This window comes from Paenarthrobacter sp. GQ52 (assembly GCF_059759005.1).
In genome coordinates this window covers 1-21718 of sequence record NZ_JCAXEJ010000007.1, presented here as the reverse complement: position 1 = coordinate 21718, position 21718 = coordinate 1, and the positions used below count along the sequence as shown (strand labels likewise).

Below are 21718 nucleotides of genomic sequence, written 5' to 3'. Positions count from 1 at the left end.
AGCTAGGAGTTGCGGCTGGCGCCGCTGAGCGAACCTTTTCGAATCGGGCTCGGCGACTTTCCACTCTTGGAAGTGTTCGGGCCTGGTTTCTTGGCTCCGTTGCTTGATCCGGGGCCTTTGGTATCACCGGGCTGCGCGGAGCCGTTGTCCGGCCTCTTGAGCGGGAAGTCCGGACGCTTGGGAGCCGGACTTTTGCCATTGGGCGACGGCGTGGGGTCGTCAAGGTCGCGGACAGTCACCTTGATGGCGGGCGGCTGTTGGGCTTTGGCTCGCGCCGCAGCGCGTTCGTCTGCTTCGGCCACAGCATCCGCCCAGTCCTTTGCGAGCACAGGCGGTTCCTTGGCGGCTGCAACGACTATGGGATGGTGGGCGGCCTGGCGTTCCACCACCGATTTCACCTCGGCCGGTTTCGGCAGGTTGCGGGGGTCGACTTTTGCCTTCCACGCGCCTTCCTTGAGCGCGGAAGACGCGCCCGATAGCCGCCGTCGAACGTCTCCCATGAGGTCGCGCTTGGGCGCGGCAGCTGAGGCGGGCACGGAAACTGCAGCAGGTGCAGATGTGGGCACCAAAGCAGGCTCCGGTGCGGAAGGCGCGGAATCGTCGGCAGCCACGGGATCAGGCACATGCGCCGGATGCTGGGGAAGGTGAACGATGGGAGTGTGGTCCTTCTTGGGGAAAATCCCCACCATCGCCAAGAGGATGATCGACAGGAGCCGTCCAATTCCGGCGACCACCAGAGTGATGATGATGATCAACCCGAGCCCCAGGAACATCAGGACCGCGAGTCCCAGTGTGCCCAAGTACGTCAGATTGATGGCGAGTGTTGTCGGATCCTCCACGTTAGCCTCCCCTGGCCGTCGTTTTGTGATGCGCCCATTGCCCACCCAGCTTGCATATACAAGCCTAAGGTCCAGCACCGACGGAATCACGCCCCGCCCCACACTCCGGCGGGGTTGTTTCAAAGCTGTTATACGGCGTGGGAAAATATGTTGCCCAGCTCTCATTTTCAGCCTCAGATTGGGACCTCGTGACCCCTGATTCAGCCCGACTCCGCAATGGCGCTTGCCCGTGTCTCTCCGGTGAGCAGTACGTCGATTGCTGCGGACGTTTCCACCGCGGAGAGGCCGACGCGCCCACGGCCGGGCAACTCATGCGCTCCAGGTATGCGGCCTTCGTCGTCCTTGATGCCGGCTACCTCCTGCGCACCTGGCATGCCTCCACCCGTCCAGCGTCCATGGACCTCGATCCAGACATGGAGTGGCGCAGGCTGGACATCGTTTCCGCAACGAATGGTGGCCCCTTGGATACGTCGGGCACCGTGGAGTTCGCTGCCCATTACAGGCTCGACGGCGAACGCGGCGTCCAGCGCGAAATCAGCCGCTTCGTGCGGGAAGGGAAGCGCTGGTTCTACGTGGACGGGGACGTTCGCTAATGGCTCACCGGTAGCTGCGGTGCAGGTTCTCCTTGGTTGAGGCACCCGGCGAGGCATCGCCGATCCAAGGGCCGGTTCCCTCGGACTGGTCCAGGACGCCGGCCTCCAACCAGGCGTAGTCGCCGGCGAGGACCTTGCGCGAAAGGTCGTGATCGCCGTCGTCAGTATTCCTCCACAGCTGATCGAAGTATTCGTCCACCCGCACGCGTGCCTGCTCGCAGAATGCCTCGGCCAGCTCGTACGCGGCAGCGCCCTGTTCGGGGTGGGTCCGGAGCAGCATTTCGGCGCGTGAACAGCATGCGGCCATGGCGAACAGCTCAGCGCCGATGTCCACGATCCTGCCCAGGAACGCCTGCTTGTGCTCAAGCTTGGCCTGCCACCTGCCCATGCCATAAAAGGTTTGCCGGGCAAGCCGACGCGAGGACCTTTCAACGAAGCGCAGTTGCTTGCCCAAACGCCCGAACTCCGCATAGGACCGCGGATCCATCCCGGCGCCGGCTACGAGTTTCGGGAGCCATTTCGCGTAGAAGCCGGAGGCTCCGACGGCGGCCCTCGCCTTGTCCTGCAGGCTCGCATCCGCAGAGGCAAGGTCGCCCGCGGCGGCAAGGTGGGCATCCACGGCTTCGCGGGCAATCAGGAGCTTCATGATTTCGCTGGAGCCTTCGAAGATCCGGTTGATGCGGAGGTCCCGGAGGAGTTGCTCGGCCGGTACTGCCCGTTCGCCGCGGGCCTCCAGGGACTCGGCTGTTTCAAAGCCCCGGCCGCCGCGGATCTGCACGAGTTCGTCAGCGATCCGGCAGCTCAGTTCCGTGGACCACAGCTTGGCCAGCGCGGCTTCGATACGAACGTCCTTTTGGCCGGCGTCAGCCATTTCGGCGGAAAGTTCAAACACTGCCTCCAACGCGAAAGTGGTGGCGGCGATGAAGGCGATCTTTTTGCCTACGGCCTCGTGTTTGCCCACCGGTCGCCCCCACTGGGTCCGTGCGTTGGACCATTCGCGGGAGATTTTCAGGCTCCACTTTCCGGCGGCGACGCACAGGCCAGGGATGGAGAGCCGTCCGGTATTAAGCGTAGTGAGGGCGATCTTGAGACCCTGCCCTTCGCGGCCGAGCCTGTTGGCCGCAGGGACGCGAACCTGGTGGAAGCGCGTCACCCCATTCTCGATTCCGCGCAGGCCCATGAAGGCGTTGCGGTTCTCCACGGTGATGCCGGGGGAGTCCATTTCCACCACGAAAGCGGAGATACCGCCCTTATGCTCGGTGCCGTCAGCATCGGTGTGTGAAGGCACCCTGGCCATGACCACCACGAGTTCGGCGATCACGCCGTTAGTGGTCCACAGTTTCACGCCGTCCAAAAGGTAAGACTCGCCGTCGTCGGATAGCACTGCAGTGGCGCCCATGCGCGCGGGGTCGCTGCCGACGTCGGGCTCTGTCAGGAGGAACGCGGTAATGGCGCCGGCGGCGCAGCGCGGCAGGTATTCCTGCTTCTGCTCAGAGGTGCCAAATTCTTTTACGGGTTCCGGAACACCAATGGATTGGTGGGCGGAAATGAGGGCGCCGAGGCTCGGATGTACCGACCCCAGCAGGGCAAGGGCGCGGCCGTAATAGACCAGGGACAAGCCCAATCCGCCATATGCGCGTGGAATCTTCATGCCGAATACACCCAGGTCCGCGAGCCCTTTCAGGTATTCGTCGGGAATTTTGGCGTCGTGCTCGATGACGCGGCCGGACATGGTTTTGGCGAATGTCACCAAGCGGGCCATGAACTCCTCGCCCCGCTGGACATCGTCAGGTCTGGCTTGCGGCCATGGGTGTATCAGGCTGAGGTCGAAGCTGCCTAGGTACAGGCCCTTGGCGAAACTGGGCCGGTTCCATTCTGTTTCCCGGGCAGCCTCGGCAACGGCGCGGGCTTCTTCTGCGGTGGCATTGACGCTTGCAGCGGCGAGACTGTTGTCAGTGGCGGACGTCATGGGGTAACTCCTCTAGCCGGTGGTGCCGGATGGAGCCAGGGTCCGCCTTGGGTGCGAACCCTTCAGCTGTCCCTCAATGCTACCCGCGAGTAGCTACCGGTGCTAGGGGAAACCTGCGGCTGGAATTCGGCAGGAATTTCCACTTGTCCGGCGTGGTGAACCACGCGGTCCCACGCAAAGTTAATGCCGTGGACAAGGCCGCCCAGCACCGCCTTGATGGCGTACCAAGCAATGCCCGCTGCTCCGATAAGAATAATTGTTGCCATTGCTGCTGCGGCGATAAAGGCCACGAGAATTGCAGCGAAAACCAGCGTTCCAATGAATACGTAAGTGGCTGTATCAAGCGCAGTGAAGTCGAAATTCATGGTTCCCCCCGGGGCGACGGTGCATGGGTTGACGCGGCGTGGCTGCGTCGATGCTCTGACACTAGGGGCGGGACTACTTTCCGGCCAGAGCAGAAACGCGTCGTGGCGGCGTTGATATGGGATCGAAACCATACCGGGCGGTAGGTTACGGAATGGTTGCGGCAGGCAAGCTTCCACCAGGTACGGGACGGGTTCGACGGCGGCACGGGAGGCGCGCTTTTCGGTGGTTCTTCGGCGGCTCATCCGCCGCCGGCCGACCCCCCCCAGTCGGCCAGCGACGGGCCCGTCGGTGGCCCCCGCGACGCTCTGCGTTAACCTTGTACGGGGCAGTTTTCGCTGCCAGCCAGGTTTCGCAGCAGCTGAAGGAGAGTAATTGTCCCGTTCAGCCATGTCCTCCGCCGACGCCATTAGCGCGAGGCTCCGTGACCTCGAACAGTTGACCAAGGGCCCCGCATGGGCTCTGACGCGGTCCGCGCCGTGGGTGATCGCGGTGCTGCAAGCATCCTTTACCCGCACCCGGCCGCAGCTTCCACTCGAAGAGTTCCACGCCGACGTCGACGCTTTCCTTGAGCAGCTCCGCCGGCAGGACCCGGCGTTGGGCGGCCAGCAGAACGGCAAGCTTTTCGGCGACGAATGGACCCGCAAACAATTCCTGACGCGTCGCAACCAATCAGGTCAGATCGTCTACGAAGTTACCGAGCCCGCTGCCCGTGTGCTCGCGTTCCTGGACAGTCTCTCCAGCGAACGTTCCACACTGAACGGTTCGCGGCTTGGCACGCTCCTGGGCGACGTGGAGAAGCTCGCCAACGAGACCAACCCGGATCAGAGCGCGCGATTGGAAGCCCTGGAAGAGGAAATCCAGGAACGCCAACAGCTGGTGGAAGACATCAGCTCAGGCGAGTTTGACGGCCTCCTGGATGATGAGGAAGCCGTTGAAGCGGCCGGCAACATCCTGGATCTCGCGGCCAGCCTGCCTGCCGACTACAAGAAGATGCGTGACCGCATCGAAGAGTTGGTAGGCGAGCTCCGCAACCAGATCATCGAGGAATCCCTGAGCAAGGGCGCCACTATGGCCCAGGTTCTGGAGGCCGACAAGCGCCTGCGGCAAAGCCCCGAGGGCCGCACCTTCCGCTCGTTCACTGCTTTTCTGGAGGATCCGCAGCAGCAATTGCGGTTCCGCTCGGCGATCGGCGAGGTGCTGAGCCGGCAGTTCGCGGACGACCTCTCCCATGAGGACCGTGAAACGCTGAAAAACCTGGTGGCCGAGCTGCGCGCGCAGCACAGCCAGATCCAGCGGATCTACGGCAAGCTCTCCGAAAGCCTGAACACTTACATCCAGAGCGACGACGTCAGGCAGTCCGTCAGCCTGCGAAAGGTGCTGGCCGAGGCCGAACAAGCCATCCGATCCATGCCCTACGAACGCGACCGACCCGGCCTGGTCCGCGGACCCGCGCTCTTCAATGCCGGGTTCGAGTCGCTGGCCATGGTCAAACTCTTCGACCCCGACGAATTCGCAACACCACCACGCCTGGCCGATCCCATCGCTTTCAGCGACTCGGACCGGGTGCGGTCAGCGCGAACCGGCAAAGCGCGGCCTGAGGTTGTCCGGGCAGCCATGGCAGGCGCAGCCACGCTGGGCGACGCGTGGGACAATCTGCCCGCCGAAGAGCGGCACATCAACACAGTGCGCACCCTGCTGTCCATGGCACTGCAGACCGGCGCGGCCTTCGACCGGGCCGCCTGGGAACACATCGACTTCGAACAAATCGACGGCAGTATCCGCACCGCGTACCTGCCTGTCGTCTCGCTGAATAAGGATTCTGATGACTGAAGAAATCACGACGACGGACATCACCGAAGCCGACGAGGTCACCGAAGAGGCGACTGACGCCGACGTTGAGGCGGCCGAGCCCGCTCCTGAAGTCAGCCATGCGGACCCATTCCGGGTCACGCCGAGGGATACGTTCGTGGACGGCGCCGCGCTGTTCCCCGGCGACACGGGAGTGTTGCCCATGAAGGTGCGGCATGCGCTGGTGAAACTGCTCAAGGGCCCGTACATCGACGGTGGCCGCGACGAGAAACTGTGGACCACGCTGCTGGACAACCAGTTGATCCTCCGCAGCCGCCTGTCCGAGCTCTTCCTCAGCCTCCAGCTCGACCACGACCGCAAAATCGCAGTCCTCCGACCCGTTGACCCGGAAGTCGTCGGTGCCAGTTCCCGCTCGAGCATCCTGCGCCAGCAGCGAGCCCTGAGCAGGGTGGAAACCATCGTCCTGCTGCGCCTTCGCCTGCTGCTGGACCGCCACGTCACAGCCCAGACCGACCCGACCATCACCCGCGAGGAAATCGCCGACCTCGTCGCCAACTACACGCCCGCAGGCCAACAGGATGCCCTCCGCGACTCCGACGTTGTCACCCGCACCATCACAAAGCTCCTGGCCCGCCAGCTCATCCTCCCCACCCCGCTGGATGACACGTACACCATCAGCAACGCCCTCCCGCTGGCACTCCCCTTCGAAAACATCGGCGACATCCCGGCCCAAATCGAGGCCCTAATAGCAGTAGCAGCCGACGAATCCGGCACAGAGCCCTTCCTGGACCTCGACTCCGACTCATCCGCTGAAGACGACGACGCCGATGCCGCCCCCGCCCCTTCGCCGGACAGCACTCGTCCTGCGGACGATGCTGCCGGCTCCGACAGGCCCGATGCCACTCCCGGGGCGGCATCGGCGTCGTCTACCTCGAGCGCGCACGTCACCCACCAGATAGACCTCAATTCAAGCAATCACTCCATAGCGGACAACGTGCTTGACAGTGAAGGTGACGAGTCCGCTGAGGCGAGCGGCGATGCCGGGGACATGCGGCAGCATGCGTCTAAGCGAGGCACGAGCGAGCATGCAGAGCATGTGTCCGGTACCGCCGCGGACGCGACCAACGCTGAAGGGACCCAGAAGTGACGATCGCAAGCATGCTCCCGCTCGGCGAGCTCACGAACCCGGGCCAGATGCGTTTGGCGCTCGTTCAGGTGGTCAACTGGGGCACCTTCCATGGGGCTCACACCATGCACGTGGACCGCAAGGGCACCCTCCTTACGGGTAACTCGGGCGTCGGTAAGTCGACTCTCTTTGATGCGATGCTCCGCGTGTTTGATGCCCGTCCGCGCTCGAACGAGGCTGCGGCCCAGCGATCCGGCGGGGCTGTGGAGGACAAGAGGACCACGTTCACCTACATGCGCGGCAAGGTGGGTGATAAGGCGGTGGGGGATAGCTCGGCGAGTGCCTTCCAGCGCCCCGGTGCAACCTGGTCCGCCGTCGCACTGACGTTTGATAATGCGGCTGGCACGAAGGTGACGGTGTCGGCTCTGTTCGACTTGCCAAAGAATGGCACGGAGTCGAGTGTCGGGCGTTTTTATGTGATTGACAGCAAGCCGTTGGACCTTGAGGCGATCGAGGGCATTGCGCAGAAGCGCTTTACCAAGGGCGCGTTGGAGTCGATCTTCCCCGAGGGCCAGGTCTTCGACGTGCACAAGGCGTTCGCCGAAAGGTTCCGCAGGCTTCTGGGCATCAACTCGGATCAGGCGCTTCCGCTGCTTCGCGTCATCCAGGCCGGTAAGGGCTTGGGCGGCAGCGTGAACACGTTCTTCCGCGACCAGGTACTCGATGCTCCGGCCACGTTGGCTGCCGCCGATGATGTGGTGGAGGAATTCAGCAACCTGATGTCCATCCGGCAGCGGTTGGAGGACGTACGGCAGCAGCGGGACCAGTTGGCACCGGTTCCGGAGCTGAACAAGGAGTACGCGCAGGCGTTGCTGGACGCGAACCGTCTCAGGGAGTTGGCCGGCGAGGAGTTCGAGGCCTACAAGCAGCAGCTTGCGGTCACGGTGCACGCCAAGACGCTGGCCCGTTTCAAGGAGTTGGCTCAGTCCAAGGCTCAGGAACTGGCTGCTGAACGCACTGTGCGGGATGCTTTGGCCAAGGAGCTCCGTGACCTTGAGCTGGATTACAACAACCGCGGCGGCAACGCGATTTCGGCGATTGAGCAGTCGTTGGAAAACGCCCGGGTTGGCCTCAAGCTGCGTCAGCAAGTTGAAGATTCCGCCAAGAAGGCGTTGGCCGATGCCGGGCTGAACCTGGAGTGGACCGCCGAGGGCTGGGATCAGGCGCACGAGCAGGCAGCAGCTCGCTCGGCGGAGTTGAAAGACGATTCCGAGGCGCTCAAGGAGCTTCGTTTTGAAGCCTTTGACGGTCACGCGACCAAGAAGCGTGAGCTCGCCGCGGCCCAGCAGGAGCTGCTTTCGTTGCGGTCGCGCAAGTCGTTGCTGCCGCCGTCGAGCATTGAGAACCGGGCTGCTATCGCAGCAGCAACCGGGGTTCCGGAAGAACGGATGCCGTTTGGTGGTGAGCTGATCGATCTGGCAGAGGGCCAGGATCAGTGGCGTCCGGCCGCCGAACGAGCGCTGCGTAACCTCGCCACCACTTTGCTGGTTCCGGGTGAGCATTTCGCCGCTGTGACGCGGTACCTGAACGACAACACCGTCCGGGGCGCGCTTCGCGCTGTCGATGTTTCCAAGCCGCTCGCCGGTGGTGCGCTGGCTGTGGAGGACGTGTCCGACGGCGACCTCTTGACTAAGCTGAGCATTCTCACCTCGGGCGCCAACGCCGACGCCGGGGCGTGGATCCGCGAGCGGATTGCCTTGGACTTCGCGTACCCGTGCGTTGAGGACCCTGACGAGCTTGCTTCGATGGACAAGGGCCTGAGCCTGGGTGGTGTGGTTAAACGCAACCGGCACACCGTGGAGAAGGACGACCGTTTCACGAGCCGGCAGGATTACATCCTCGGTTTCGATAACGCCTCCAAGCTTGAGCTTGTGGCAGCGCGCGTGGGGGAGCTGGAAAACGAGCTCGTGAAGGCCTCGGAACTTGCCCAGAGCCGCGAGGATTCGCATCAGGGTATGGCACGTCAGCTCGAAGCGCTGCGCAGGGTCGCTGAAGATGAGCGGCCATGGGAGCAGGTCTCCGCAGCCGTAGCCGCGGATGAACTTGCCAGGATCGAACAGCGCCTAACAGACGCTCTGGCCGCGCAGGCAGACTTGGAGCCGCTGCGTGCCAACATCGAGAGTGTCCGGGAAAAGCACCAGTCCTCCACAGGTACGGCCGCCGTCCTGCAGAGCGAATACAAGGCGCTGGACCACAAGATGACCACGGCGGACGGCCTGCTCGATGCGGCGAGGTTGAAGCTGGAGCAAGCACCGCCGTCGGCGTCTACCGTCACCGCGCTGGAGCCGTACTTCGACGGCATCGCCGAAGTCTCCGAACTTTACGAGCTCGACAACCTCGCTAACAGCGTCCGGAATAAGTTGCTCGACGAACTGCATGCTGCGGAATCCCGCGGTCAAGCGACGGCCGAGCGGCTGACCCGCATGTTCGAGGCATTCGTGCGCGACTGGGGAAGTGCCATCAGCGCCGATCACGGCACCTCGATTGGAGCTGCAGGGGACTTCGAATCCCGGTACCACGCGATCGTGAGCGATGGCCTGCCCGCGCAGGAGGCCGAATTCCGGCTGTTCTTCAACCAACGCACGCACGAGTCCTTCAGCACGCTGTTACATCTGCTGGATGAGGAAAGGCGAAGCATCACCAGCCGGATCCTGCCCCTCAACGGCATCCTGTCGCAGGTCAATTTCCATGAGGGCAGCTTCCTGGAACTGGACATCAAGCAGACACTGCCGGCCACGGCCAAACAGTTCAAGGATGCGATCCAAAACGCACTGAAGGCCAAGCACAACCGCCCGTCGCGCGGCACGGCTGCTTCAGCAACGGAAGTGGACGACGACGCCGAGCTCACTGCGCGCTACAAGTCGTTGGAGACCCTGGTGAAGCGGCTTGGCTCGCAGACGCCGGAGGATCGGCGCTGGCGGGCTGAGGTGCTGGACGTCCGCGGGCACCTGTTTATTCAGTGCAAGGAACACCGCGAGGTTGCTTCGAAGTCAGGCAAAACCGGCACCACTGGAAAGTCCGGCAAGAAGAAGACCGAAGTCTTCATGCATGCCGACACGGGGTCCATGTCCGGCGGTGAGCGCCAGCGATTCACGGCGTTCATCATGGCCGCGGCACTGAGCTACCAGCTGGGAATCGCCGAGCAGGGCTTCACCACGTATGGCACCGTGATGATGGACGAAGCCTTCGTGCTGGCGTCCGAGGAATTCGCTGGTGCGGGTATCAAGGCGCTTCACGAATTCGGGTTCCAGTTGCTCCTGGCCGCACCGGAAAACGTGATTGACCTGTCCAGGCACCTTGGCTCCGTCACGGAAATCCTCCGGGACAAGCGCACTAACCGCTCGGGTGTGCTCACGGCTCCGGTCATCGCCGGGCCTGGAGAACCAGGAGCATGGCGTTCCGAAGCCAACCCGGTGGACATCGTCCTGCGCTGACGTCACCTCTCGTCCGGCGGGCCCAAGTAGGTAGCAGATGATGTCGTTTTGAAGGTTCTAAACGGCACCTGCTGCTACCTACTTGGGCTTGTTCCTGGACTTACTTCGCGCGGACGCGGTCAAGGAACTGTTCAGTCCTGGACTCCAGTCCTGCAATCTGTCGAACAACGACGGCGGCAGGGTCCGGGTTGATCTCGTTGGCGGGCGGTTCCTTGCGCACGTTGGCGCTGCAGCCGAATTCGGCGCAAATCAGCGTCCCCACAGTGTTCCCGTCCTTACCGGATTGTCCGGCTTTCTTGGCGACCCACAAGTAAACGTCGTCCTTCGAAAACACGTCGCGGCAGAGTTCGCAGAGGACTACGCGCCTCTTCCCGGAGCCACCTTCAGGTGCGCGGAGCATGATCCCGGTGAGTTCGCCCCGGTGCGGAACCACGAGGTATCCGCGCTGGGGCATTTTTTCGTCCCGCCAACCCAGGAATTCCAGATTGTCCCAGTCGATGGTTTCGAAGTTGCGGGGGAGGTTGGCTTTGGCTGCCTCGGAGCGGCTGGCGTTGATGAAGGACGAACGGATCTGTTGGGCAGTGATTTTCTGCATGGCAAGCTTCTCTCGGAAATGGTCGACGTCCGCGCTCTGAAGATGTGCGCGGAAATGGCGGGATGCGTCGGCCATCGAGGGAAGGAAGGGCACAGCTGTCTAGCCCCTATCAAGGGGACGTGCCTTGAAACCTAGGAAGATGCCGACGTGCGGGGGAGTGCCAAGCAGGCCGAAGCGGCCACCTCGCCAACTATGGCTGCAGCAACTGAAACAGTGCGCACGCTCATCCCTTCGTCGTGATCCTTGGAAGCGGTAGTCCGCTGCCGCTAATACTTTCAAAACTCCGGGGCAGATGTCCACTGCGAGAGCGATCGGGTGAAGGGGGCGGGATGTGCGAGAGCGATCGGTTGAAGGGCGCGGGATGTGAGAGAGCGTGTGACCTGCATCCCATTTCGGCAATGAGTTGGATTAGGTGACGCAAACGTTTCTTAATTCTCGGCAGGCTAGGCTAGCCTTACTTAGGTTCGCATCACTTACTTAAGGAGTCCCGTGGCTTCCCTTCTCCCACGCCGCGCCCTGCTGAAAACAGCAGGAACCGCGACGGCCGCTTTGGCCGCCGTCGCTCTTACCCTCACCGGCTGCTCAACTGGCCCCGCAACCTCGGCTCCGGCAACTGAGCAGGCAGCAACGGCAACTTTCCCGGTGACCATCAAGAACGTCTTTGGCGAGACCACCATCAAGGAACAGCCCAAGCGCGTAGTTACCGTCTCGTGGGTCAACGACGACATCGCGATCGCCCTGGGTGTTGTTCCGGTTGGCGTTCCCAAGAACGAGTGGGGCAACAACGACAAGGGCTCTACCCCTTGGAAGGATGCAGCGCTGGAGAAGCTCGGCGCCGGCTTTGGCACCGACAAGGCTCCGGTCCAGTTCTCCGAGGCTGACGGCATCAACTTCACCGAGATCGCCAAGCTCAGCCCGGACGTTATCTTGGCCGCTTACTCCGGCCTGGAAGAGGCTGACTACAAGAAGCTCTCCGAAATCGCCCCCGTTGTGGCGCAGCCTGAGCTCGCTTATGGCACCCCTTGGCAGGAGAGCACCACCCTGATCGGCAAGGCACTGGGCAAGGAAGCCGAAGCCAAGAAGCTGATCGAGGACACCGAAACCACCGTCAAGGACAAGGTTTCCAAGTTCCCGCAGATCAAGGACAAGACCTTCATCTACGGCAACCTCGAACCCGCCAAGGGTGACGGCGCCAACGTTTACACCGCAATCGACAACCGTCCCCGCTTCCTCTCCGAAATCGGCATGAAGCTGGCTCCGGTAGTCACCGAGAACACCAAAACCTCCACGGACTTCTTCATCCCGTGGTCCGCCGAGAAGGCCAACGAGCTCGAGTCCGACATCTTCGTGACCTGGGTTCCGGACGCCACCACGGCCGAAGCCATCAAGGCTGATCCGCTCCTCGGCCAAATCCCGGCCGTCAAGAAGGGCGCTTTGGTTGCCGATTCGGACAACACCCTGACACTGTCCATCTCCGCTTCTTCGCCGCTGAGCCTGCCGTGGGCGCTGGACACGTTCCTGCCGCAGCTGGGTAAAGCAGCAGACGCAGCGGGCAAGTAACTGCAATGAAACTGAGTACGACGGCGGCAGTCCAGGGGCGGGGCAACGGCACTTTGGTGTCGGCTGGCTCGGGAGGCATCACCCCTGAAACTGCGGGAACCGGAGGGGGAACCTTCTCCCGCAGCACCGCAGGCAAGCGTGCCGCTTGGCTGCTGGCGGCCGTCGTCGTACTCACCGCAGTGTGCGCTGCATCCTTGGCGATCGGGGCACGCGGCCTTCCCCTTAACACCGTGTGGGAAGCACTCACCAACTTCAATCCGGAGGACGGTAACCACGCTGTGGTGATCGCCCGAATTCCCCGCACCGTGCTGGGACTCCTTGCCGGGGCCGCACTTGGTTTGGCCGGTGCGGCCATGCAAGGCGTTGCCCGCAACCCCTTGGCCGACCCCGGCATCCTGGGACTCAATGCCGGAGCTGCCCTTGCAGTCGTCGTGGGGATCTACGTTTTCGGTATCGGCTCGCTGTCCGGCTACATCTGGTTCGCCTTCATCGGCGCCGCGGCGGCCGCCGTCGTGGTTTACGCCGTTGCTTCCCTGGGCCGTGACGGTGCAACACCCGTCAAACTAGCCCTCGCGGGTGCGGCCCTGAGCGCCGGCCTGTTCTCCCTGATGAACGTCATCCTGGTTTCGAGCCAGGACACTTTCGACCGTTTCCGTTTCTGGCAGGTAGGCACCATTGGTGGACGTGACTGGTCCGTCCTCCTTCCCGCGCTGCCGTTCCTCGCAGTCGGGGCCGTGATTGTCCTGGCCGGCGGTCGCATTCTGAACAGCCTTGCCCTGGGCGATGACATTGCCCGAGGCCTCGGCCAAAACGTCACGCTGGCCCGCAGCATCACAGGGCTGGGCATTGTGTTGCTGTGCGGATCCGCCACTGCCGTAGCCGGGCCGATCGCGTTCCTTGGCCTGGTCATTCCTCACGCCGTCCGCTCGTTGACCGGTCCGGACTACCGGTGGATCCTGCCGTTTTCCGCAGTTGTGGCCCCGATCCTGCTGATCAGCGCCGACATTGTTGGCCGCGTGGTCCTTCTCCCCGGTGAAGTCCCTGCGGGCATCATGACCGCCATCATTGGCGCTCCCGTCTTCGTCTGGCTCATCCGCCGCGGAAAGGGGGCCGGACTGTGACCACCGTTCACAAACTCCCGACCGAGTTGGCACTTAACACCAATGATTCCCACAAACATGGGCATCAACTGTCACTTCGGCGCGTGCTCAGCCCCACATTCTTCCTAGGCCTTGCAATCATCGTCATGTTCGCGGTGTACGTGCTCCTGGGCAGCTACACGGTGACCATCCCGGACTTCTTCACCATCGTCATCAACCACCTGACCGGCGGCGAGAAAATCCCCGGAGCCAGCTTCATCGTGATGGAGCATAAACTGCCCCGCGCCGTCGTTGGAACCATGATCGGCATCGCCTTCGGCCTGGCCGGCGCACTGTTCCAGACCATGCTGCGCAACCCGCTGGCCAGCCCGGACATCATTGGCATCAGTTACGGCGCCAGTGCGGCGGCCGTGACGGCAATCGTCATCTTCGGCGCTTCCGGAGCCGTGGTTTCCGGTGCTGCCCTTGCCGGAGCGCTCGGCGTCGCGGCCATCATCTACGCAATCTCCCGTGGCGGTTCCGGCGCCGGTGGAGGAAGCCGCGGCAACGCTGCAGGCAACCGGCTCATCCTGGCCGGTGTGGGTATCGCCGCTGCACTTCACGCAGTGGTCAACTTCCTCATGACCCGCGCGGACATCCGCACCGCGGCCGACGCCCTCATCTGGCTCAACGGATCCCTGAACTCCGCCACCTGGGACCGGGCAGGCGTCCTCGCAGTGTCATTGGTGATCCTGGTCCCCGCCGTCATTGCCCTTGCCGGCCCCTTGCGCATCCTCGAACTCGGCGACGACGCTGCTGCGGGGCTCGGGATCAGAGTCAACGCCGCCCGGCTGGCCCTGGTGCTGACCGCCGTCGGACTTGCCGCCGTCGCCACCGCTGCTGCCGGTCCTGTAGCGTTCGTCGCTTTCCTTGCCGGACCGATCGCCCGCCGCATCGTCCGTAAACCCAGCCTCCCGGCGGCGGCCCTTACCGGCGCCCTGATCGTGTTGCTCGCAGATTTCTTCGCCTCCAACATCGCTCCCGTCATCCTCGACGGAACCGTCCTTCCGGTCGGCGTCATCACCGGCGCCCTCGGTGCCCCCTTCCTGCTGTGGCTGCTGGTCACGTCGAACCGAAAGGAGGCCTGACATGGCCATCCTTAATGCCAAGGACCTCACGCTCCAGTACGAGGCACGCAAAGTGGTGGAGGGACTCACCACCGAGATTCCCGAAGGCAAAGTGACCATGATCGTTGGCGCCAACGCCTGCGGCAAGTCCACCCTCCTGCGCGGACTGTCCCGCCTCCTCAAGCCAGCCCGCGGTGCCGTGACGCTGGACGGCAAGGACATCCACACCCGCCCCGCCCGCGAACTCGCCCGCACCCTTGGCCTGCTCCCGCAGCACCCCACCGCTCCCGACGGCATCACCGTCCGGGACCTCGTGGGCCGCGGGCGATACCCGCACCAAGGCTTCTTCCGCAGCTGGAGCGCAGCCGACGACGCCGCGGTGCAGCGCGCGCTGAACGCCACCTCAACGCTGGAACTCGCCGAGCGAAGCATCGACGAGTTGTCCGGAGGACAACGCCAGCGCGTCTGGATCGCCATGGCCCTCGCGCAGGAAACCGAAGTCCTGCTGCTCGACGAGCCCACCACGTACTTGGACCTGGCACACCAAGTGGAAGTCCTGGACCTGATCACGGACCTCAACCGCAGCCGCGGAACCACCGTGGCGATCGTGCTCCACGACCTCAACCTTGCTGCACGCTACGCCGACCATGTGATCGCCATGAAAGGCGGGTGCATCGTGGCCGAAGGACCTGCGCCCGTCGTGGTGACAGAAGAACTGGTCTTGAACGTTTTCGGTTTGGAATCCCGAGTGGTTCCGGACCCCATCTCAGGCACACCGCTGATCGTCCCCATTGGACGCCACCACGCACGCCCCGCTTCAACCAACGAACTGGAGATCGCCTCATGAGTGCACAACCGACACAGGCAAAAGCAAGCGCCGCCGTGGAGCCCATGACCCTCGCCTTCGACGTCACCGTGACGGCCGTGCAGGAGCTCAGCCCCAACTTCCGTCGCATCACCTTCGGCGGCTACTCGCTGCGTGACTTCGGCGTTGCAGGGGACACTTTGGACCTCCGCGTGAAGTTGATGATCCCGTCCTTCGACGCCGCCGGACAGCAGATCCCGCTCCCTCCCTTCAAAATGGAAGAAGCCGGCTGGTACCAGGAATGGTTGGCCATGGACCCGTCCGTCCGCGGTGACATGCGCACTTACACGGTCCGGTCTGAACGCCTCGACGCCGTGTACCCCGAGATCGACATTGACTTCGTCATGCACTTCGACGATGCCGGACACGGCGGACCCGCTGCCAACTGGGCACTTGCGGCGAAACCAGGGGACGCCATCACCATCATCGGCCCCAACAACCGAGCAGCCCAGTGCACCACGGCCGGCGCCTACGGCGGCATCGAATGGCGTCCGGGCCTGGCCCAGCGCGTACTCCTGGCCGGCGACGAAACCGCTGTCCCTGCCATCAGCGCCATCCTGGAAAGCCTGCCAGCCGACATGACCGGCCACGCCTTCCTCGAGGTACCCGAAGCCGGCGACTTCCAAGACATCTCCACCGAGGCCGATATCGAAATCACCTGGCTCGCACGTGGCGCAGCCATCGGACGCTCACGACCCCACGGCGAACTCCTCAAGGAAGCCGTCGCCAAGGCCGTTCCCGTGCCGGGCTGGGTAGGCATCAAGGGCGCAGGCACCGCCGCCGGACCCGAGCCCGAAGACGTCAACGTGGACCAGGACATCCTCTGGGAAACTCCGCAACGCATGGACACCGCAGCCATCGAAGCCACCAAAAACCCCACCCTTCCCGCAGGCGCCCTCCCGTTCTACGCATGGATTGCCGGTGAAGCGTTCGTGATCAAGGAAATGCGGCGGTACCTGGTACGGGACGTTGGTATCGACCGCAAGCAAGTTGCCTTCATGGGTTACTGGCGACGCGGCAAGGCGGAGGGCTAAGCCTTCTCTGCTAGTCCGCCGCAGCGGCGGTTTTGCCGTCGCTTAGACACAACCCATAGGTGGCACTCCGGTCGCCGGGCGACCTCCGCGCCACGATGGGCCGCGATGCGCTCCTACACAAAACTGCCGCTGGGCACTTGCGCGGGCGTCACCTTCCCACGCTCGCTCACGTCCCTCGGGTTTGGGGGTGACGCTCGCTCACGTCCCTCGGGTTTGGGGGTGACGCTCGCTCACTTCCCGTTGGCTTGTTCACTTTGGGTTGGCTCCGGCGTAACCGGGGGCGGGTAGCGTCGGCTGCGTGCGGGAGGAATTCGGGGACGGGAAAAAGGTTCGACGGCGGTATGTCGCCATCGGAGATTCCTTCACCGAAGGCGTGGGGGACACGAGCAAGATCCTGCCCAACGGGGTCCGCGGATGGGCCGACCGGGTTGCCGAGAAGTTAGCCAAGGCCCAGCCGGGGTGGGAGTACGCCAATTTGGCAGTGCGCAGCAAGCGGCTTCGGCACATCATCGATGAACAACTCGAGCCCGCCCTCGCCATGGAGCCAACGCTCGTCACGCTCTACGCAGGCGGAAACGACATCCTCGACTTCGGCACCGATATGGATGCGCTCCTTAATGACTACGAGTTGCTCGTCGCGCGCCTCAGTGAAACCGGTGCCACTTTGGTCCTGTTTACCGGCTTCGAAGTGAAAGTGTCTGCCGTCCTGGAACCCTTCAAGAAACGCAACACCCACTACAACCAGAGAGTCCGCGACATCGCAGCCAAATATGGCGCAGTCCTGGTGGACTACTGGGGCTTCGACGCGTACAAGGACTCGCGGATGTGGGCCCCGGACCGGCTCCACATGTCCAAGGCGGGCCACAAGTATTTGGCTGCCCAGGTTCTGGACCATCTCAACGTTCCGCACAAAATCTCACCGAAAGAATGGGACCCGCCCAGCCGCATGTCCATGCGCGAATGGGAGCGCCGGCAACGCCGCTGGGTCAATGACTGGGTGGTCCCGCTGTTCGGACGCAAATTACGCGGTGTCACTCTTGGGGACTCCATCAGCCCGCGCTGGCCGGAGCCCGTGAAGGTTCCACGCAAGGGCGGCTTGAAAAAGCTCATGGAAGACCGGGAGAAAGCGCAATGAAAGACCAGGCCCGGTTTGTGGCCCTCGGCGACTCCTTCACTGAGGGTGTCGGCGACAACGATCTCAGGCTCCCCAACAACTGCAGGGGCTGGGCGGACCGGGTGGCCGAAGAACTGGCAAGACACGACGAAACCGTGCGGTACGCCAACCTGGCTGTTCGTGGACGGCGCCTCCATCGGATCATCGACGAACAAATCGAGCCCGCCCTCGCCATGAATCCCACGATGGTCAGCTTCTATGCCGGCGGGAACGATCTCCTAATGGCAAGGCTCAACATGGCCAGGCTCATCCGGGACTACGAAGATGCCGTCAAAAGGATCAAAGCCAGCGGAGCCATGGTCCTGCTCTTCACGGGGTACAACGTTCCTTTGTCGCCCCTGCTTGAGCCGCTCAAATTGCGCACTGCTATCTACAACCGTCACATCCGGCGTATCGCCGCAAAGTACGGAACGCTCTTGGTGGACTACTGGTGCTTCGAGAAGTTTCAGGACCCGCGAATGTGGGCTCCGGATCGCCTGCACATGTCCACCCCGGGCCACAGCTACATGGCCAAGAAAGTCCTCGAAGTCCTCGGGGCCCCCCACTCGCTGACCTCACCAACGCTTGCCGCTCCCCGTCCGCGGACCTTCACCGAAAACATTGCCGACGACGCCGCCTGGCTGAGGCGCGACGTCGGGCCTTGGCTTAAGCGGCGGGTCCGCGGCGTATCGAGCGGTGACCATCTGGGAGCGCGGTGGCCGGAACTTATGCCGGTGGTGTTGCCGGAACGGCTGGGAACCGCTCGGGCAAAACCTCAGCTGTCAAGCAGGTTTTCGTAACCTTCAGCCACGCTGGTGGCAGTGAATTCGATGATCTCGAACTCGGCAACGCCATTGCTGTAGAACGGGTCCTTCGCCAGAGAAGCATCCAGCGTCGCCCTGTCCACTTTCGAGAGCAGAACGCCGCCGGTGGCTGGGACGCGGCGTCCGGACGCTAGGAAGGTCCCGGCGTCGAACGCGTCCTTAAGCCAGGCCATATGGCCCGGGCGGTGGAAATCGACAATTTCGTCGGGAACTTTGTAGGTCAATGAGACGACAAACATGCCGCCAGCCTATCGCCTGAGCCCGGGCCGGGACCTAAGGAAGTAGGGAATTCTCATAAGATGGAGGCATGACTCAACCCCGCTGGCTGAATGCCGACGAACGCCGTGCTTGGCTGGCTCTGCTGAGCATCAACACTTTGCTTCCCTCGGCGTTGGACACCCAGCTTCAGTCGGCCGGCAAACTGTCCCTGTTCGACTACAACGTACTTGCGATGCTCTCCGAAACCGAGGGCCGGTACCTTCCCATGAGTGAGCTCGCCGCACGGACAAGTGCCTCGCTGTCGCGACTCTCCCACGTGGTTACCAAGCTGCAGAAACGCGGATGGGTGGAACGGCAAGCGCACCCCGGAGACGCCCGTGTCACCGTAGCGCACCTGACCGACGCCGGCATGTCCACCATCGTGTCCCTGGCCCCGGGACACGTGGAGTCAGTGCGCACGTTGATGCTCGATTCCCTTAGTCCCGAGGACGTCTCGGACCTTGCACGCATCGGCGAGAAAATCGTTGCCCGCTTGGACAACAACCACTGGATCCTGCGCGATTCCTAGCCCTCCTGCTGCAGGCTTTGTGGCCTCAAGCGTTGAAGTGGCAGACTGACGGCATGGATTTTTCTGCCCGTTATGTTGCCCTGGGGGACTCGTTCACCGAGGGTGTTGGAGACGACGATCCCGCCCGCCCCAACGGCGTTCGCGGCTGGGCCGACGTCGTTGCCGGGCAGCTCGCCTACAGCAACCCGGACTTCGGCTACGCCAACTTGGCTATCCGCGGCCGGAAGCTCCGGCAGATCATGGCGGAGCAGGTTGATGCTGCCGTCGCGATGAAACCAACTTTGGTGACGTTGTATGCGGGGGCGAACGACATCCTGCGGCCCAAGATCGATATCGACTCGCTTTTGGAGGAGTACGACGCCGGCATCGCCAAGTTGAGCGCGTCGGGAGCCACAGTGGTCCTCTTCACGGGCTTTGATGCGAAGGGCTCGAAGGTTTTCAGCGCCATGCGCGGCCGCACTGCGATCTACAACGAACTGGTGCGCGAAATCGCCGAAAACCACGGAGCCCTCCTCGTGGACTATTGGCGGTTCGACGAGTACGACGACTGGCGCCTCTGGGGTGAGGATCGCATGCACATGTCCACCGCAGGCCACGTCAACATGGCAAAGCGCGTCCTGGATGTCCTCGAGCACGAGCACGTCATCGAGGTTCCCGAACTGGCGCCGGTCCGACTGATGAACCGCGTTGAGGCATTGAAAGCAAACGCACGATGGTTCCGTGAATCCGCGGCGCCATGGGTTGCCCGCCGCGTGCGTGGAGTGTCCTCCGGCGACGGTTTGAGCCCGAAATACCCGGAGTTGATCCGGCCGCTGTAATCCGGGCTGCCGGGCGACCCGCCAAGGTTGAGTCGGTGTTCCGGCAGCGGACGCCAAGGGCTTATGATGCCGGATTGGTCTTAATTTGGCCTGACCCGTAGAATAGTTAGGCGCTAGGTAGTGCGGATCGTGTGCAATTGCTCCGGTTGGTGGTGACTGTCGGTTTTACTGACGTCCCGGTGGCCGGTAGTTAGGGGCTCAAGTTGCGTGCATTCCTGTATTCGCCCGGTATCCCAGGATCTGTTCAAGTGATTATCACTGCCCGGTCCTGAGGCCAACCTTCTTCGCCGCACTTGCTGCGGAAACTACCGAAATGGTTTGGACCCGGATGCGGACGCTGCCTGTCGCACGGCAACGCAGGAACATCTGCACGCCGTTACATTCAATCTTTGGAGGAGAGTCATGGCAGCACACTGCCAAGTGACCGGAGCCGAGCCGGGCTTTGGACACAGCATTTCGCACTCGCACCGTCGCAACAAGCGTCGGTTCGACCCGAACATTCAGAAGAAGCGCTACTGGGTTCCGTCCCTGCGCCGTAACGTCACGCTGACCCTGTCAGCCCGTGGCATCAAGACAATCGACGTACGCGGCATCGACTCAGTCGTCGCCGACATCCTGGCACGAGGAGTAAAGCTCTAATGGCAAAGGACAAGGACGTACGTCCGATCATCAAGCTGAAGTCCACCGCGGGCACCGGTTACACCTACGTAACCCGCAAGAACCGTCGTAACGATCCTGACCGCCTGGTCTTGAAGAAGTACGACCCCAAGATCCGCCAGCACGTCGAATTCCGAGAGGAGCGCTAAACACATGGCAAAGAAGTCAAAGATTGCTCGCAACGAGCAGCGCAAGGTCATTGTTGAGCGTTACGCTGCCAAGCGTCTCGAACTGAAGAAGACCCTGGTTGACCCCAACGCGACTGACGAAGCACGCGAAGCTGCACGCCTCGGCCTGCAGAAGCTGCCCCGCAACGCCTCCCCGATCCGTCTGCGTAACCGCGACCAGATCGACGGCCGTCCCCGCGGCACGCTCCAGAAGTTCGGTATCTCCCGTGTTCGCTTCCGCGACATGGCTCACCGCGGTGAGCTCCCGGGCATCACCAAGTCTTCCTGGTAATCACGAAGCTCTAAAAGGGCCGGCAACCGTTATGGTTGCCGGCCCTTTTTGCGTTAAGGGTCTTTGCTCGGCCCCGTTCCGACGCTCTCTCACTTCCCCCGGGCTTGAGCCCGTCGCTAGCTCACTTGCCTCGGGTTTGCCCGACGCTCGCTCATTTCCCTCGGGTTTGAGTTGAACGTTCGACGGCGGTGGTGAGCCTAGGCGCGCTGCGTTGGGTTGGTGGTTGGCCGGGTCTTGTGACGGGCTTCACGTGGGCTGGTTCTGGCTGGTTTTGGTTGGTCTGGGGTCGCAATAGTGGTGTTTGGCCTGTGTTTGGCCTGTGTTTGCGGGGGTTTCGGGTGGTGTTGGGGTGGATTTGTGCCCGAGCTTATGGACGTGTAATGTCTTCTGAGTCGCCGCGAGTGAGACAGCCTGGAGCTGAGAACCGCGGAGGCCGACCCCCTTGATAACAGCCTGGAAAATGGCGCGCTTCTAAGTGCGCCTTGTGCCGGGTGGGGCCGGGACTTGGATCGAAAATCGCGGAAACGCTGATTTGCGAAGATCCGGTTGATCGGGTAAGTTTGA

20 protein-coding genes and 1 pseudogene are annotated in these 21718 nt (G+C 62.8%); 16 read left to right on the top strand and 5 right to left on the bottom strand.

The window, feature by feature from the left end:
• Positions 1-2 precede the first annotated feature (2 nt).
• A complete protein-coding gene (locus AC6CH8_RS11300) occupies positions 3-839 on the bottom strand; it encodes a hypothetical protein (RefSeq protein WP_498190562.1) in 837 nt (278 codons plus the stop codon).
• A gap of 188 nt (positions 840-1027) precedes the next feature.
• On the opposite strand from AC6CH8_RS11300, the gene AC6CH8_RS11295 reads away from it, so the two are divergent.
• Positions 1028-1432, top strand: coding sequence for a YchJ family protein (locus AC6CH8_RS11295; protein ID WP_243836606.1), 405 nt, complete (start codon positions 1028-1030; stop codon positions 1430-1432).
• Between the two features lie 4 nt (positions 1433-1436).
• Here the strand turns inward: AC6CH8_RS11295 and AC6CH8_RS11290 are convergent, their stop codons facing one another.
• Together AC6CH8_RS11290 and AC6CH8_RS11285 are read right to left on the bottom strand one after the other, a co-directional pair.
• Complete coding sequence (locus AC6CH8_RS11290; protein ID WP_498190559.1) at positions 1437-3401, bottom strand: acyl-CoA dehydrogenase family protein; 1965 nt, start codon at positions 3399-3401, stop codon at positions 1437-1439.
• A 62-nt stretch (positions 3402-3463) separates the two neighbouring features.
• Positions 3464-3766, bottom strand: coding sequence for a hypothetical protein (locus tag AC6CH8_RS11285; protein ID WP_091463474.1), 303 nt, complete (start codon positions 3764-3766; stop codon positions 3464-3466).
• A 373-nt stretch (positions 3767-4139) separates the two neighbouring features.
• On the opposite strand from AC6CH8_RS11285, the gene AC6CH8_RS11280 reads away from it, so the two are divergent.
• The 3 genes and pseudogenes from AC6CH8_RS11280 (at position 4140) to AC6CH8_RS11270 (ending at position 10196) form a co-directional block, all read left to right on the top strand.
• On the top strand, positions 4140-5597 hold the full coding sequence (locus AC6CH8_RS11280) for a DUF3375 family protein (RefSeq protein ID WP_498190558.1): 1458 nt from the start codon (positions 4140-4142) through the stop codon (positions 5595-5597).
• A pseudogene (locus tag AC6CH8_RS11275) lies at positions 5590-6405 on the top strand (DUF4194 domain-containing protein); the annotation flags it as partial. The gene AC6CH8_RS11280 and the pseudogene AC6CH8_RS11275, both read left to right, overlap by 8 nt.
• A gap of 314 nt (positions 6406-6719) precedes the next feature.
• On the top strand, positions 6720-10196 hold the full coding sequence (locus tag AC6CH8_RS11270) for an ATP-binding protein (RefSeq protein ID WP_498190556.1): 3477 nt from the start codon (positions 6720-6722) through the stop codon (positions 10194-10196).
• A gap of 100 nt (positions 10197-10296) precedes the next feature.
• Here AC6CH8_RS11270 and AC6CH8_RS11265 read toward each other — a convergent pair whose 3' ends face one another.
• Positions 10297-10791, bottom strand: a complete 495-nt coding sequence (locus AC6CH8_RS11265; RefSeq protein WP_091463466.1) for an FBP domain-containing protein — start codon at positions 10789-10791, stop codon at positions 10297-10299.
• Between the two features lie 489 nt (positions 10792-11280).
• Between AC6CH8_RS11265 and AC6CH8_RS11260 the strand changes: the two genes are divergently transcribed.
• The 7 genes from AC6CH8_RS11260 to AC6CH8_RS11230 all read left to right on the top strand — a co-directional run bounded on the left by AC6CH8_RS11260 (position 11281) and on the right by AC6CH8_RS11230 (position 18409).
• On the top strand, positions 11281-12351 hold the full coding sequence (locus AC6CH8_RS11260; protein ID WP_420179239.1) for an iron-siderophore ABC transporter substrate-binding protein: 1071 nt from the start codon (positions 11281-11283) through the stop codon (positions 12349-12351).
• Between the two features lie 5 nt (positions 12352-12356).
• Positions 12357-13472 (top strand): FecCD family ABC transporter permease, encoded by a 1116-nt coding sequence (locus AC6CH8_RS11255; protein WP_498190554.1) that lies wholly within the window; start codon positions 12357-12359, stop codon positions 13470-13472.
• Positions 13469-14578: a FecCD family ABC transporter permease gene (locus AC6CH8_RS11250; RefSeq protein ID WP_498190552.1), complete on the top strand. Its 1110-nt coding sequence runs from the start codon at positions 13469-13471 to the stop codon at positions 14576-14578. Before AC6CH8_RS11255 ends, AC6CH8_RS11250 begins: the two co-directional genes overlap by 4 nt.
• Before the next feature lies 1 nt (position 14579).
• On the top strand, positions 14580-15404 hold the full coding sequence (locus AC6CH8_RS11245) for an ABC transporter ATP-binding protein (protein ID WP_091463454.1): 825 nt from the start codon (positions 14580-14582) through the stop codon (positions 15402-15404).
• On the top strand, positions 15401-16456 hold the full coding sequence (locus AC6CH8_RS11240; RefSeq protein ID WP_091463451.1) for a siderophore-interacting protein: 1056 nt from the start codon (positions 15401-15403) through the stop codon (positions 16454-16456). Before AC6CH8_RS11245 ends, AC6CH8_RS11240 begins: the two co-directional genes overlap by 4 nt.
• A gap of 298 nt (positions 16457-16754) precedes the next feature.
• Positions 16755-17591: an SGNH/GDSL hydrolase family protein gene (locus AC6CH8_RS11235; protein WP_498190550.1), complete on the top strand. Its 837-nt coding sequence runs from the start codon at positions 16755-16757 to the stop codon at positions 17589-17591.
• Entirely contained in the window at positions 17588-18409 is an 822-nt protein-coding gene (locus AC6CH8_RS11230) for an SGNH/GDSL hydrolase family protein (RefSeq protein WP_498190548.1), read from the top strand. The genes AC6CH8_RS11235 and AC6CH8_RS11230 overlap by 4 nt, the downstream gene beginning before the upstream one ends.
• Here AC6CH8_RS11230 and AC6CH8_RS11225 read toward each other — a convergent pair.
• Positions 18385-18672, bottom strand: a complete 288-nt coding sequence (locus tag AC6CH8_RS11225; protein ID WP_091463445.1) for a YciI family protein — start codon at positions 18670-18672, stop codon at positions 18385-18387. The genes AC6CH8_RS11230 and AC6CH8_RS11225 overlap by 25 nt on opposite strands.
• 68 nt (positions 18673-18740) lie before the next feature.
• Here AC6CH8_RS11225 and AC6CH8_RS11220 point away from each other — a divergent pair, with 68 nt between their 5' ends.
• The 5 genes from AC6CH8_RS11220 to rpsN all read left to right on the top strand — a co-directional run bounded on the left by AC6CH8_RS11220 (position 18741) and on the right by rpsN (position 21154).
• The gene (locus AC6CH8_RS11220; RefSeq protein ID WP_091463442.1) at positions 18741-19220 is read left to right on the top strand and encodes a MarR family winged helix-turn-helix transcriptional regulator; all 480 of its coding nucleotides are present in this window, start codon (positions 18741-18743) and stop codon (positions 19218-19220) included.
• A 53-nt stretch (positions 19221-19273) separates the two neighbouring features.
• Positions 19274-20038 carry an SGNH/GDSL hydrolase family protein gene (locus tag AC6CH8_RS11215; protein WP_091463440.1) on the top strand — a complete coding sequence of 255 codons (765 nt, stop codon included), beginning with the start codon at positions 19274-19276 and terminating at the stop codon, positions 20036-20038.
• A 402-nt stretch (positions 20039-20440) separates the two neighbouring features.
• Positions 20441-20677, top strand: coding sequence for a 50S ribosomal protein L28 (rpmB, locus tag AC6CH8_RS11210; RefSeq protein ID WP_011776361.1), 237 nt, complete (start codon positions 20441-20443; stop codon positions 20675-20677).
• A complete protein-coding gene (gene rpmG, locus AC6CH8_RS11205) occupies positions 20677-20844 on the top strand; it encodes a 50S ribosomal protein L33 (RefSeq protein WP_003798558.1) in 168 nt (55 codons plus the stop codon). The genes rpmB and rpmG overlap by 1 nt, the downstream gene beginning before the upstream one ends.
• Before the next feature lie 4 nt (positions 20845-20848).
• Positions 20849-21154 (top strand): 30S ribosomal protein S14, encoded by a 306-nt coding sequence (rpsN, locus tag AC6CH8_RS11200; protein WP_011776360.1) that lies wholly within the window; start codon positions 20849-20851, stop codon positions 21152-21154.
• Positions 21155-21718 lie beyond the last annotated feature (564 nt).